The 13,297-nt window shown below is 70.9% G+C and carries 12 protein-coding genes; 7 read left to right on the top strand and 5 right to left on the bottom strand.

Features of this window, described 5'->3' with window-relative positions:
• From LWW96_RS15505 to LWW96_RS15490, 4 genes are all read left to right on the top strand, one after another.
• Positions 1 to 1,269 (top strand): response regulator (locus LWW96_RS15505; protein WP_291488525.1); only part of this gene is annotated, 1,269 nt, incomplete at its 5' end.
• Positions 1,270 to 1,301: 32 nt separating this feature from the next.
• Positions 1,302 to 2,138: a CheR family methyltransferase gene (locus tag LWW96_RS15500; RefSeq protein WP_291488523.1), complete on the top strand. Its 837-nt coding sequence runs from the start codon at positions 1,302 to 1,304 to the stop codon at positions 2,136 to 2,138.
• A gap of 17 nt (positions 2,139 to 2,155) precedes the next feature.
• Entirely contained in the window at positions 2,156 to 2,770 is a 615-nt protein-coding gene (locus LWW96_RS15495; protein ID WP_291488529.1) for a chemotaxis protein CheB, read from the top strand.
• A 49-nt stretch (positions 2,771 to 2,819) separates the two neighbouring features.
• A complete protein-coding gene (locus LWW96_RS15490) occupies positions 2,820 to 3,974 on the top strand; it encodes a hybrid sensor histidine kinase/response regulator (RefSeq protein ID WP_291488527.1) in 1,155 nt (384 codons plus the stop codon).
• Positions 3,975 to 4,007: 33 nt separating this feature from the next.
• Here the strand turns inward: LWW96_RS15490 and LWW96_RS15485 are convergent, their stop codons facing one another.
• The 5 genes from LWW96_RS15485 to recG form a co-directional block, all read right to left on the bottom strand.
• Positions 4,008 to 4,379: a response regulator gene (locus tag LWW96_RS15485; RefSeq protein ID WP_291488521.1), complete on the bottom strand. Its 372-nt coding sequence runs from the start codon at positions 4,377 to 4,379 to the stop codon at positions 4,008 to 4,010.
• A 171-nt stretch (positions 4,380 to 4,550) separates the two neighbouring features.
• Positions 4,551 to 5,054 carry a Dps family protein gene (locus LWW96_RS15480; RefSeq protein ID WP_291488520.1) on the bottom strand — a complete coding sequence of 168 codons (504 nt, stop codon included), beginning with the start codon at positions 5,052 to 5,054 and terminating at the stop codon, positions 4,551 to 4,553.
• A gap of 207 nt (positions 5,055 to 5,261) precedes the next feature.
• Positions 5,262 to 6,227 carry a LysR substrate-binding domain-containing protein gene (locus tag LWW96_RS15475; protein ID WP_291488518.1) on the bottom strand — a complete coding sequence of 322 codons (966 nt, stop codon included), beginning with the start codon at positions 6,225 to 6,227 and terminating at the stop codon, positions 5,262 to 5,264.
• The gene (locus LWW96_RS15470; RefSeq protein ID WP_291488516.1) at positions 6,224 to 7,336 is read right to left on the bottom strand and encodes a hypothetical protein; all 1,113 of its coding nucleotides are present in this window, start codon (positions 7,334 to 7,336) and stop codon (positions 6,224 to 6,226) included. The genes LWW96_RS15475 and LWW96_RS15470 overlap by 4 nt, the downstream gene beginning before the upstream one ends.
• A gap of 52 nt (positions 7,337 to 7,388) precedes the next feature.
• Positions 7,389 to 9,578, bottom strand: coding sequence for an ATP-dependent DNA helicase RecG (recG, locus tag LWW96_RS15465; protein WP_291488514.1), 2,190 nt, complete (start codon positions 9,576 to 9,578; stop codon positions 7,389 to 7,391).
• A gap of 111 nt (positions 9,579 to 9,689) precedes the next feature.
• Between recG and LWW96_RS15460 the strand changes: the two genes are divergently transcribed.
• The 3 genes from LWW96_RS15460 (at position 9,690) to queA (ending at position 13,264) form a co-directional block, all read left to right on the top strand.
• Positions 9,690 to 10,970 (top strand): HD-GYP domain-containing protein, encoded by a 1,281-nt coding sequence (locus tag LWW96_RS15460; protein WP_291488512.1) that lies wholly within the window; start codon positions 9,690 to 9,692, stop codon positions 10,968 to 10,970.
• A 40-nt stretch (positions 10,971 to 11,010) separates the two neighbouring features.
• On the top strand, positions 11,011 to 11,973 hold the full coding sequence (locus tag LWW96_RS15455) for a 1-phosphofructokinase family hexose kinase (RefSeq protein WP_291488510.1): 963 nt from the start codon (positions 11,011 to 11,013) through the stop codon (positions 11,971 to 11,973).
• A gap of 154 nt (positions 11,974 to 12,127) precedes the next feature.
• A complete protein-coding gene (gene queA, locus LWW96_RS15450; protein WP_291488507.1) occupies positions 12,128 to 13,264 on the top strand; it encodes a tRNA preQ1(34) S-adenosylmethionine ribosyltransferase-isomerase QueA in 1,137 nt (378 codons plus the stop codon).
• Positions 13,265 to 13,297 lie beyond the last annotated feature (33 nt).

Below are 13,297 nucleotides of genomic sequence, written 5' to 3'. Positions count from 1 at the left end.
GCCCCGGCGCCCGCCGACCGCCCGATGGCAGCGCCGGCACAGCCCCCCGCAGCGCCGCCGCAGCCGGCCCCGGCGGCCAGCGCCCGCAGCATCCTGGTCATCGAGGACGACGAGCGCTTTGCGCACATCCTGCGCGACCTGGCCGCCGAAATGCACTTCGACTGCCACGTCGCGCTGAATGCCGCGGACGGCCTGGCCCTGGCCGCGCAGGTCCTGCCCAGCGCCATCGTGCTGGACGTGAACCTGCCCGACTTCTCCGGCCTGGGCGTGCTGGACCAGCTCAAGCGCAACCCTGCCACGCGCCACATTCCCGTGCATGTGGTGTCGGTGGCCGACTACGCGCAGGAGGCGCTGGGCCGCGGCGCGGTGGGCTATGCGCTCAAGCCCGTCAAGCGCGATGAGCTGGTGCAGGCGCTGCAGCGGCTGGAAGCCAAGTTCACGCAGGCTCTGCGCCGCGTGCTGGTGGTGGAAGACGACGAGCGCCAGCGCGACAGCGTGCAGCAGCTGCTCAGCCGCGACGGCGTAGAGATCGTCTGCGCGGGCACGGCGGCCGCAGCGCTGGCGCACCTGCGCGGCTCCACGTTCGACTGCATGGTGATGGACCTGAACCTGCCCGACCTGAGCGGCTACGAACTGCTGCAGCAGATGACCGAGCAGGACGGCGTCTCCTTCCCGCCCGTGATCGTGTACACCGGCCGCGCCCTCTCGCGCGACGAGGAACAGCAGCTGCGCCGGTTCTCCAAGTCCATCATCATCAAGGACGCCCGCTCGCCCGAGCGGCTGCTGGACGAGGTGACGCTGTTCCTGCACCAGGTGGAGTCCGAGCTGCCCGCCGAGCACCGGCAGATGCTGCAGGCCGCGCGCAGCCGCGAATCGGCGCTGGAAGGGCGCACCGTGCTGGTGGTGGAGGACGATGTGCGCAATGTGTTCGCGCTCTCCAGCATCCTGGAGCCCACGGGCATCCGCGTGGAGATCGCGCGCAATGGCCGCGAGGCGCTGCAGGCCCTGGAGCGCGCCGATGCCGGCCAGGCGCCCGCGGTGGACCTGGTGCTCATGGACATCATGATGCCGGAGATGGACGGCTACACCGCCATGCGCGAGATCCGCCTGCGCCCCGGCTGGCGCCGCCTGCCCATCATCGCCCTCACGGCCAAGGCCATGAAGGACGACCAGGAGAAGTGCCTGGCCGCCGGGGCCAACGACTACATCGCCAAGCCGCTGGACGTGGAAAAGCTCCTGTCGCTGGTGCGCGTGTGGATGCCCCAGTGAGCCCCGGTGCCGCGGCCCGAGCCCTACGCCCCATGCCCCACCGCAAAGCGCGCACCGCCGACATCGAACAGCGCCTGCTGATCGATGCCATCTACCACCGCTACCACTACGACTTCCGCGGCTATGCGCAGGCCTCGCTCAAGCGGCGCCTGAACACGGCACTGATCCAGTTCGGCTGCGACACGCTGTCGCAGCTGCAGGACCGCGTGCTGCACGACCCGGCGGTGTTCCCCGCGCTCTTGGAATACCTCACCGTGCAGGTGAGCGAGATGTTCCGCGACCCGGGCTACTACCAGTCGCTGCGCCGCGAGGTGGTGCCGCTGCTGCGCACCTACCCGTCGCTCAAGATCTGGGTGGCCGGCTGCAGCGCGGGCGAAGAGGTGTATTCGCTGGCCATCCTGCTGCAGGAGGAGGGCCTGCTGGACCGCTCGCTGATCTACGCCACCGACATCAACACCCAGGCGCTGCGCGCGGCCGAGGCCGGCGTGTTCGACCAGGCGCGGGTGCCCCTGTTCACCGAGAACCATGCGCGCTCGGGGGCCCGCAGTTCGCTGTCGGACTACTACACGGCGCGCTACGGGCGCGTGGTGTTCGACAAGGCGCTGCGCGAGCGCATGGTGTTCTCGGACCACAGCCTGGCCACCGACAGCGTGTTTGCCGAGATGCATTTCGTGTCGTGCCGCAACGTGCTGATCTACTTCGACCGGGAACTGCAGAACCGGGCCCTGGGCCTGTTCCGCGAGGCGCTGTGCCACCGCGGCTTCCTGGGCCTGGGCTCCAAGGAGTCGCTGCGCTTCTCGGCCCATAGCGATGCCTTCGAGGACTTCGTGCTCGAAGACCGCATCTACCGAAAGCGGGCCGGCCTGTGACCGCGCAGCACGCCCCCATCGCAGCGCCCGGGCCCGCCCCGGCGGCTGCACAGCGCCCGGCCTTCGACGCCGTGGTGGTCGGCGGCTCGTCCGGGGGGCTGGAGGCGCTGATGCAGCTGCTGCCCGCCCTGCCCCCCACGCTGCGGGCCTGCGTGCTGGTGGTGCTGCACCTGCCGCGCGACCGGCGCAGCCTGCTGCCGGAGATCTTCAGCCCGCGCTGCCCGCTGCCCCTGCACGAGGCCCAGGACAAGGACCCGCCGCAGCCCGGCCATGTGTACTTTGCCCCGCCCGACTACCACCTGCTGGTGGACCAGGGGCCGCGGCTGGCGCTGTCGGTGGACCCACCCGTGCACTACTCGCGCCCGTCCATCGACGTGCTGATGGAATCCGCCGCCGACCTGTGGGGCGAGCGGCTGCTGGGCATCCTGCTGTCGGGCGCCAACGAGGACGGCGCCCAGGGCATGGCCGCCATCTACGCGGCCGGGGGCCTGACCGTGGTGCAGGCCCCCGACAGCGCGCCCATGCCCGCCATGCCGCTGGCCGCGCTGGCCCGCGCTCCCATGCACCACATCCTGGCGCCCGCGGACATGCCCGCGCTGCTGCAACAGTTGCACACGCAACACCTGCTCTGAAATGAGACCTGCCATGTGCTCCCACCCGCCCCTGCCCTCCGCCAACGCCATGCCCGCCCCACAAGCCACTCCTGCCGGCGACCGCATCAAGTGCCTGCTGGTCGACGATGTGGAGGAGAACCTCATCGCCCTGGAGGCCCTGCTGCAGCGTCCCGACGTGCAGATCCTGAAGGCCGATTCCGGCGCCGCGGCGCTGGAGCTGCTGCTGGCCCATGACGACGTGGCGCTGGCGCTGCTGGACGTGCAGATGCCTGAGATGAACGGCTTCGAGCTGGCCGAGCTGATCCGCGGCAGCGAACGCACGCGGCACATCCCGCTGATCTTCATGACCGCCGGCACGCGCGAGCAGAACTGGCAGTTCCGGGGCTACGAAAGCGGCGCGGTGGATTTTCTGTACAAGCCCATCGATCCGCACATGCTCACCAGCAAGGCGCAGGTGTTCTTCGAGCTGCACCGCCGCAAGCAGGCGCTGGCGCATGAGCTGCGCGAGCGCACCGAGGCCCTGCGCATCAATGAAATGTTCATGGCCGTGCTCAGCCACGACCTGCGCACGCCACTGATGTCCATCACCGCCGCCGCCACCGTGCTCAAGCGCCAGCCCACGCCCGACAAGGCGGCGGTCATGGCCGAACGCGTGCTCAGCAGCAGCCAGCGCATGGGCAGCATGATCGAGGACTTGCTGGACGTCACCCGCATCCGCCAGGCCGGCGGCCTGGCCCTGAACCTGGGGCCGGCGGACCTGCAGGCGCTGGTGCAGCGCACGCTGGACGAGGTGCGCTCCGCCTTCCCGGACCGTACCGTGGAGGTGCAGTCCCAGGGCGATACCCAGGGCGTCTGGGACGGGGAGCGGCTGTGCCAGGTGCTGAGCAATTTGGTGGGCAACGCCATGCACCACGGCGACACGGACGTGCCCGTGCGCTGCGAGATCGACGGAACGCATAGCGGCTGCGTGGCAGTGACGGTGGCCAATGGCGGCACGATTCCGCCGGCGCTGCTGCCGCGGCTGTTCGACCCCTTCCGCGGGCGCGACCGCGAGCCCGGCCGGCACCAGGGCCTGGGCCTGGGGCTGTTCATCGCGCAGCAGATCGTGCGCTCGCACCAGGGGCACATTGCCGCAGAGTCCGCCGGGGGCCACACGCGCTTTCGCGTAAGCCTGCCGCGGGTGGCCGTAGCTGCCAGCGGCCCTGCAGGCGCAGGCCGGTGACCTCCTGGGGCGGCGGCCCCGCAGGCCCGCCGCCTACGCGGCAGCGCGACCCTGCACCGAAGCGCGGATGGAGCCGAGCAGGGCCTCCAGCTCCTCCACATCGAAAGGCTTGAGCAAGGCCCGCACATTGGGGCCCCAGGCACCGGGGTAGTGCCCCAGCTCGTAGCCCGAGCACAGCACCACCCAGCGGTGGGGATCGTTGGCGAGCACCTTGCGCGCCAGATCCGTGCCCGACAGGCCGGGCAGACTGACGTCGGAAACCAGCACGTCAAAAGGCTGCCGGGCTTCCAGCTCCAGCGCCTCTTCGGCGGTGGCCACCGCAGTCACGGTCTGGCCCTCGCCTTCCATGAGCGCGCCGATGGTCTCACGCAGCTCGGGATTGTCTTCCACGTACAGGATTCGCATACATCACCGCAGAGTGTCCCCACCATGCCCCGACAGGGGGCATGCCCAAGGCAGCGATCTTTGCCCAGCCGGGCGGCGCGGGCATGTAGGACAACGCGCAGTTCGGTCACATTTCTTTGCATTCCCTCCGCCGGGCGCCTGCCGTGCAGGCGCCCCCCGGCGGCCGGGGGCTCACTCTTCCAGCAGCGAGCGGAGCATCCAGGCCGTCTGCTCGTGCACCGTGAGGCGCTGGGTCAGCAGGTCGGCCGTGGGTTCGTCGCTGGCCTTGTCGGCCAGGGGGAACAGGTTGCGCGCGGTGCGGGCCACGGCTTCGTGGCCCTCCACCAGCACACGCACCATGTCCATCGCCTTGGGCGGCTTGGCGGGCGCATCGGGCACGGTGGCCAGCTTGCCGAACTCGGCGTACGAGCCGGGGGCCACATGGCCCAGCGAGCGGATGCGCTCGGCGATCGGGTCCACCGCGTTCCACAGCTCGGTGTACTGCACCATGAACATGGTGTGCAGCGTGTTGAACATGGGGCCGGTCACGTTCCAGTGGAAGTTGTGGGTGGTCAGGTACAGGGTGTAGGTGTCGGCCAGCAGGCGCGACAGGCCCTGGGCAATGGCGGCACGGTCCTTGTCGCTGATGCCGATGTTGATGGAGGGGGCGGAGATGTTCTTGGGGGCTTTTGCCATGGAGTGCTCCTGAAGTGAAGTGACGAAAAAGGAGGAAACAAAAAAAGACAATGGGGACGCCCGGCAGGGCGCCACCCCGGCCGCCGAGGCCCCGGCGGCGCACCGAACCACTGTAGCCCAGGCCCGCTGCGGGGGCGCTGCGGCGCGGCACAAGCCGTACTGCGGCACCCGGACTTGCGGGCTGCCCGCGCCGGCTGCGGGGCGGGATCAGGACAGCCGCGTGACGCCCGGCAGCTCGCACGCATAGATGGCATTGCGCAGCGCGGCGATGGCTTCATAGCGCGTGAAGCTGCGCCGCCAGGCCAGCACCACCCGGCGCATGGGCGGCGGCCCGCCGTCCGCCTCGCGGATGGGGAGATAGCGCACATAGGTCTCGTCGCTCTTGCGGCGGCGGGACACCGTGAGCAGCGCATCGCGCGGCACCGACAGGCGCGGCACCAGGGTGACGCCCATGCCAGCCGCCACCATGTGCTTGATGGTTTCCAGCGACGAGCCCTCGAACGATTTGCGGATGCCTTCGGCGTTGCTGGAAAACCGCGCGAACTCGGGGCAGACCTCCAGCACATGGTCGCGAAAGCAGTGGCCCGCGCCCAGCAGCAGCATGGTTTCGCTCTTGAGCTCCTCGGCGCTCACCGCCTTGCGGGACGCCAGCGGATGCGCGCTGGGAACGGCCGCCATGAACGGCTCGTCGTACAGCGGCGCCACGGCCAGCCCGGTGTCGGGAAACGGCTCGGCCAGGATGGCGCAGTCGATCTCGCCCGTGCGCAGCATCTCCAGCAGCTTGACGGTGAAGTTCTCCTGCAGCATCAGCGGCATCTGCGGCGTGCGGGCGATGGAGTGGCGCACCAGCTCGGGCAGCAGGTAGGGGCCGATGGTGTAGATCACGCCCAGCGTGAGGGGGCCGGCCAGCGGGTCCTTGCCGCGCTTGGCGATTTCCTTGATGGCGGCGGCCTGCTCCAGCACGCTCTGCGCCTGCCGCACGATCTCCTCGCCCAGGGGGGTGACGGTGACCTCGCCCGCGCTGCGCTCGAAGAGCTTCACGTCCAGCTCTTCTTCCAGCTTCTTGATCGCGACCGACAGCGTGGGCTGGGACACGTAGCACGCATCGGCGGCGTGGCCGAAGTGCTTTTCGCGGGCCACGGCGACGATGTATTTGAGTTCGGTGAGGGTCATGTCGAGGAGGGTCCTGGCACGTCATTGTGCAACGCAACCTGCCGCGCTGCCCAGGGCGCCGCGAAGGCCCGGTGCACCACGAAGCCCGTGAGCAGCACGAACACCGCCACCACCAGCACAGGCCCGGGCACGGCAAACGTGCTGCGCGCCAGCGCCTCGTCGAACACCCACCCGCGCAGCGCCTGCAGGCCCGCCAGCAACAGGGCGCCCCAGCACAGCGCCAGGGCCAGGTGCGGCGCCAGCGGCGGCAGGTCGCGCTGTGGCGCGCCGCGGACTTGCTGGCGCGCCAGCAGCAGGTGCAGCGCGACCACCGCCATCGCACACGGCACGGCCGCCCACCAGAAGGTGTCCACCCCCGAGAAGAACAGCGCCGACACGCGCCCCCACCGCAGGTGCGGCAGCGCCGCCACCATGGCGGCGTGCACCAGGGCCAGGCCGACCAACAGGCTGGCGCTGGCCACCATGCCCAGCAGTCCGGCGGTGTCCCGCGCAGGCAGCTGGCGCACCGTCAGCCCGGCTTCGCGCGCCCACGCCACCACCGCCTGCTGCGCCCGCTCGGCCTCCTGGCCGGGCTGGGCCAACGCCGTGGCGGGGACGAAGTACGACTCCACCGTGCCCTGCCGGTACAGCCGCAGGCCCGTGCGGTCCACGGCCACGGCGCGAAACCAGTTCCATTGCGACGAGGCCGCGTGGCGCAACGTGCCGTCGGGCGCCTCCATCCGGTAGGCGAGCCCCGCGGCCGAGAACTCCCAGCGCGTGGTGTCGCCCGCAAACGCGTAGTGGCGGGCGGTGGCGCGCCGTTGCGCAGGGAAGGTCTGCACGCCGCCCAGGCCCAGCAGCAGGCCGGCCAGCACGACGGCGGGCCAGCGCAACGCCAGCGGTTCACCGCCGTACAGGATGCCCAAGGCGCCCCAGGGCGAGAACACCAGCACAACGCCCAGCCCCAGCCACAGCGGCGCCAGGAACCGCGCCCAGGCCGGGCGGTCGATGAGGCCCAGGCGCACGGCGCGGTCGCGGTAGGCCGCGTCGCGCACCCAGGCTGCGCGCACCGCCGGGGGCGGCGTGTTGGTCGTGGGCAGGGCTGCGGTCGAAGGGACAAGGGAGTTCACAGGACTTCCGTTCACGGGGGGAGGTGGGCCGGCGGCGGGCGCATGTACCGTTTCACGCCTTGAGGTAATCCGACTTGCCGCCCAGCCACCGCGCCACGTGCTTGGCGGCCAGGTCCGGGTGGCGGTCCAGCATCTGCGGTGCCAGCGCGCGCGCCCACTCCAGCAAATGCGTGTCGGTGGCCAGGTCGGCAAAGCGCAGCAGCGCGTCGCCCGACTGGCGCGCGCCTAGGAATTCGCCGGGGCCACGGATCTCCAGGTCGCGGCGGGCGATCTCGAAGCCGTCGTTGGTCTCGGCCATGGCGCGCAGGCGTTCCTTGGCCGTCTCGCCCACGCGGCCGCTGTCGTTGGTGGCGTACAGCAGCACGCAGGCCGACGCCGCCGCGCCCCGCCCTACCCGGCCGCGCAGCTGGTGCAGCTGCGAGAGGCCAAAGCGCTCGGCATGCTCGATGACCATGAGCGAGGCGTTGGGCACGTCCACGCCCACCTCGATGACGGTGGTGCTGACCAGCACGCCCATCTGGCCGCTGGTGAAGAGCGCCATCACGGCCTTCTTCTCGGCCGTGGGCATGCGCGAGTGCAGCAGGCCGACCATCACCGGCGCACGCCCGTGCGCCTCGTCGCCTTGCAGCGCCTCGCTCAGATCCTGGTGCGTGGCGGTGGCATTGGAGAGGTCCAGCGCCTCGCTTTCCTCGATCAGCGGGCACACCCAGTACACCTGCCGGCCCGCGGCCACCTGCGTGCCGATGCGCTCGATGACTTCGTCCTTGCGGCTGTCGGCGATGAGTTTGGTGACGATGGGCGTGCGGCCGGGGGGCAGCTCGTCGATCACGGACACATCCAGGTCGGCGTAGTAGCTCATAGCCAGCGTGCGCGGGATGGGCGTGGCGCTCATCATCAGCATGTGCGGCTCCATGCCGTGCTCAGCCAATTTGCGGCGCAGCTCCAGCCGCTGCGCCACGCCAAAGCGGTGCTGCTCGTCGATGATGGCCAGCGCCAGGTTCTTGAAACGCACCTGCTCCTGGATGACGGCGTGCGTGCCCACCACCAGCGCGGCCTCGCCGGACTCCACCAGGGCCAGCATGGCGGTGCGCTCCTTTTTCTTCTGCCCGCCCACCAGCCACGCCACCTTGCGCCCGCGCGCGGCCAGCAGGGGCTCCAGCCAGCCGATCATCTTGGCGAAGTGCTGCTCGGCCAGGATTTCGGTGGGCGCCATCAGTGCGCACTGCCAGCCCGCGTCCATGGCCACGCAGGCGGCCAGGGCCGAGACCACCGTCTTGCCCGAGCCCACGTCGCCCTGCAGCAACCGGTGCATGGGCACGGGCCGCGCCAGATCGGCGGCGATCTCCTCGCCCACGCGGCGCTGCGCGGCGGTGAGGCCAAAGGGCAGCACGGCCAGCAACTGCTCGTGCAGGGGCGGCGCCGTGCCCTGTGCAGGTTGCGGCCGCAGCACCGGTGCGCGCAGCCGGTCGCGCTCACGGCGCGACTGGTGCTGCGACAGCTGCTGGGCCAGCAGTTCCTCGGCCTTCAGGCGCTGCCAGGCCGGGTGGCTGTGGTCTTCCAGCGTGGACAGAGCCACGTCGGGCGTGGGATGGTGCAAAAAAGTGAGCGCCTCGCGCAGGCTGCACAAGCGCTGGAGGCCATTTTTGCCATAAAAGCTAGCCACCGGCGGCTCCGCCCCGGGCGGCAGCGTGTCCGACAGGTCGGCCCGCGCCAGCGCGCTCACCACGGCGCGCCGCAGGTAGGGCTGGGGCAGGCCGGCCGTGGTGGGGTACACCGGCGTGAGCGCGGCGGGCAGTTCGCCCCCGGCCTGGCGAAAGGCCGGGTGCAGCATCTGCCGCCCCCAGAAGCCGCCCTTGACCTCGCCACGGATGCGCAGGCGCGCGCCCACGGCCAGGGTCTTCTGGTGCGAGGGGTAGAAGCTGAAGAAGCGCAGCTCGCAGGTGGCCGAGCCGTCGTCCACCTGCACCACCAGCTGGCGGCGCGGGCGCAGCTGCACGTCACTGGCGGTGACGGTGGCCTCGATCTGCACGGTCTGCCCGTCGCGGGCGCTGGCCAGGGGGGTGATGCGGGTTTCGTCCTCGTAGCGCAGCGGCAGGTGCAGGGCCAGGTCGATGTCGCGCACCAGGCCCAGCTTGTGCAGGGCCTTCTGGGCCACCGACGCCCCGGCCGGGCCGGCCGACGCCGGGCGGCGCGCCGCAGGCGGAGCGGCCGGGGGCGCGAGGGACGGTGGAGTCGTGGGCATGAAAAGGAAAGTGGGAAGCGCGGACCGGGCGGGCAAAAAGGCTACCATGGTTACCATTGCTCACAATCAGGCGTCCCGGCACGCGGCAGGTTTTCGGGTTTCGGTTTTTCCATGCTCAAGCGCATTCGTATCCAACATCTCACCCTGGGCATGTACCTCCACGAGTTCTGCGGGTCGTGGATGGACCATCCCTTCTGGCGGGCCAAGTTTTTGCTGAAGGACCCCAAGGATCTGGAGCGCATCCAGGCCACGGCGATCCAGGAGTGCTGGATCGACACATCCAAGGGACTGGACGTGGCGGCCGGCACCGCATCGCGGTCCCGCGAGGAAGTGGACGCCCAGATCGAGACCGACTTCAGCCGCCTGGAGGACCTGCCCCCCCTGCAGGTGACGCTGCCGCCCCCGCCCGCCCCGCCTGCGCGCGACCAGGCGCCCAAGGACATGCACAGCGAGCTCAAGCGCGCCGCCGCCATCTGCGTGCGCTCCAAGACCGCCGTGGTGTCCATGTTCAACGAGGCGCGCATGGGCCGTGCCGTGGACTCGGCCGGCGCCCAGAGCCTGGTGCAGGAGATCTCCGACTCCGTGACGCGCAACCCCGGCGCGCTCATCAGCCTGGCACGCCTGAAGACGGCGGACGACTACACCTACATGCACTCGGTGGCCGTGTGCGCGCTGATGGTGGCGCTGGCCCGGCAGCTCAAGCTCAACGACGAGCAGACCCGCCTGGCCGGGCTGGCCGGGCTGCTGCACGACCTGGGCAAGGCCGCCATCCCGCTGGCGGTGCTGAACAAGCCCGGCAAGCTCACCGACAACGAGTTCAGCGTGGTCCGCAGCCACCCCGTGGAGGGCTACCACATGCTCAAGGAAGGCGGCAACGTGCCCGACGCGGTGCTGGACGCCTGCCTGCACCACCACGAGAAGATCGACGGCTCGGGCTACCCCGACAAGCTCAAGGGCGACGGCATCAGCGTGATCGCGCGCATGGCGGCCATCTGCGACGTGTACGACGCCATCACGTCCGACCGCCCTTACAAGCGGGGCTGGGATCCGTCCGAGTCGCTGCGCCGCATGGCCGAGTGGACCAACGACCATTTTGACCAGCGCCTGTTCCAGGCGTTCGTCAAGAGCATCGGCATCTACCCCGTGGGCTCGCTGGTGCGGCTGGCGTCCGGGCGCATCGGCGTCGTGACCGAGCAGGCGCCCACCGCGCTCACCACGCCCAAGGTCAAGGTGTTCTATTCCACCAAGTCGGACCTGCGCATTCCGCCCGAGCTGGTGGACCTGGCCGCGCCCGGCTGCACCGAGAAGATCGTGGCGCGAGAAGACCCGGACAAATGGCGCTTTCCCGACCTGAACGAGCTGTGGTCCGGGTTCACGGAAAAGGCCTGGTAGCACGCCGCGCCCCGCCCGCACAGTGGTAGGCTGCGCCGCCATGGCCGCACTGATCACCCTCACGCCCAACCCGGCGCTCGACCTCGCCACCACCACCGACCGCCTGCAGCCCACGCACAAGCTGCGCTGCGGCCCCGTGCAACGGTTCGCTGGCGGTGGCGGCATCAACGTGGCCCGGGTGCTGCACCGCCTGGGGGCCGACGTGCAGGCCTGGGCGCTGGCCGGCGGCGCGGCGGGTGCGCAAATCGTCCAGCTGCTGGCCGGCGAAGGAGTCGCCGTGCAACCGTGGCCCGTGGCTGGCGACACGCGCGAGAACTTCTCCGTGCTGGAGACGGCCACGGCGCAGGAGTACCGCTTCGTGCTGCCCGGCCCCACCGTGCAGGCCCATGAATGGCAGGCCGTGCTGGACGGCCTGGCCGCCCTGCCGCAAGCCGCCCTGCCGCGCTGGCTGGTGGCCAGCGGCAGCCTGCCGCCGGGCGTGCCGGATGATTTCTATGCCCGTGCGGCCCGCGCCCTGGCCGCGCGGGGCGTGCGCGTGGCGCTGGACACTTCGGGCGCTGCCTTGTCGGCCGCGCTGCAGGCCGGCGTGGCACTGGTCAAGCCGAGCCTGCGCGAGTTGCGCGAACTGGTGCAGCAGCCGCTGGCCGAGCCCGCGGCCTGGTGCCAAGCCGCACGGTCGCTGGTGCGCAGCGGCGCGGCCGAGGCGGTGGCCTTGTCGGCGGGGGAACAGGGCGCGGTGCTGGCCACCCGGGAAGGGGTGTGGCAGGCGCCCGCCCTGCCCGTGCCCGCCGCCAGCGGCACCACCGGGGCGGGCGACTGCTTCCTGGCGGCCCTGCTGTGGTCGCTGGACCGCGGCCTGCCGCCGCCCGACGCCCTGCGCTGGGGCGTGGCAGCGGGCGCGGCCTCACTGCTGGCGCCCGGCACCGCCCTGGCCCAGGCGGCCGAAGTGCACCGCTTGGCCGTCGAGGTGCCCGCGCCGGTGCGGGTGGCCCTGCAGGACTGAGCCGCCGCCCACCCGGCCCGGCCCGCAGCCTGCAGGCCCGGGGCGTGCATGGGACAATTGCGGTTCCCGTTTGTTGTGCCCCCTTCGGGGCGGCCCTTGTTCGTACCGTTCCCACTGCTTTCTTGGCACGGGCCCGTCCGGCCCTCAAGCACCCATGACCGACCTTTCTGCTGGCGCCCCTGCCGCCGCCCCGCATGCGCCGCGGGCCTTCACGCTCAGCGACTTCGACTTCTCGCTGCCCCCCGAACTCATTGCCCAGCACCCTGCCGCCGAGCGCAGCGCCTCGCGCCTGCTGGACGGCCGCGCGCAGCAGCCCGTGGACCGCATCTTCCGCGACCTGCCCGGCCTGCTGCGCGAAGGCGACCTGCTGGTTTTCAACGACACCCGCGTGGTTAAGGCGCGCGTCTTTGGCGAGAAGGCCAGCGGCGGCAAGCTGGAGCTGCTGATCGAGCGCGTGCTCACCGGCAACGAAGTCGTGGCCCACATGAAGGTCAGCAAGAAGCCCCTGCCCGGCAGCACCGTGCACCTGGCCGGCGGCCGCCAGGCGGGCGGCTTTGACGCCACGCTGCTGTCGCGCTGGCCCACGGAAGACGGCCCGCTGTTCCGCTTTGCGCTGCAAGGCCCCGCAGGCGAATCGCCCTGGGAGCTGATGGAGCGCCACGGCCACCTGCCGCTGCCGCCCTACATCGAACGCCAGCAGAACGCCGACCACGACCCGGACGAAGCTGAAGACAGCGAGCGTTACCAGACCGTGTTTGCGCGCGCTCCCGGTGCCGTGGCCGCGCCCACCGCCGCGCTGCACTTTGACGACGGGGTGCTGGCCGAGCTGGCCGCGCGCGGCGTCGAGCGCGCCAGCGTCACGCTGCACGTGGGCGCGGGCACCTTCCAGCCCGTGAAGACCGAGAACCTGGCCGAGCACCAGATGCACAGCGAGTGGTACGAGGTGCCGCTGGACACCCTGGCCGCGCTGGAGCGCTGCCGCCAGCGCGGCGGGCGGGTGGTGGCCGTGGGCACCACGACCGTGCGCACGCTCGAGTCCTGGGCCCGCTCCGGGCAGACCACGGGCGACACGGACATCTTCATCACGCCGGGCTTTGCCTTCCAGGTGGTGGACCTGCTCATCACCAACTTCCACCTGCCCAAGAGCACGCTGATGATGCTGGTGAGCGCCTTTGCGGGCTACGCGCACGCCATGGGCCTGTACCGCCACGCGATTGCGCAGCAATACCGCTTCTTCAGCTACGGCGACGCGATGCTGCTGGAGCGCACGCCGGGGCGGCTGACGCACTAGTCCGCTTAATCCGAGAAATCGGCAGTGCGAACG

Source organism: Acidovorax sp. (assembly GCF_021287135.1).
GTDB lineage: Bacteria > Pseudomonadota > Gammaproteobacteria > Burkholderiales > Burkholderiaceae_C > Acidovorax.
Note: the sequence above shows the minus strand (reverse complement) of the source record. Positions and strands in the feature narration are given on the sequence as shown.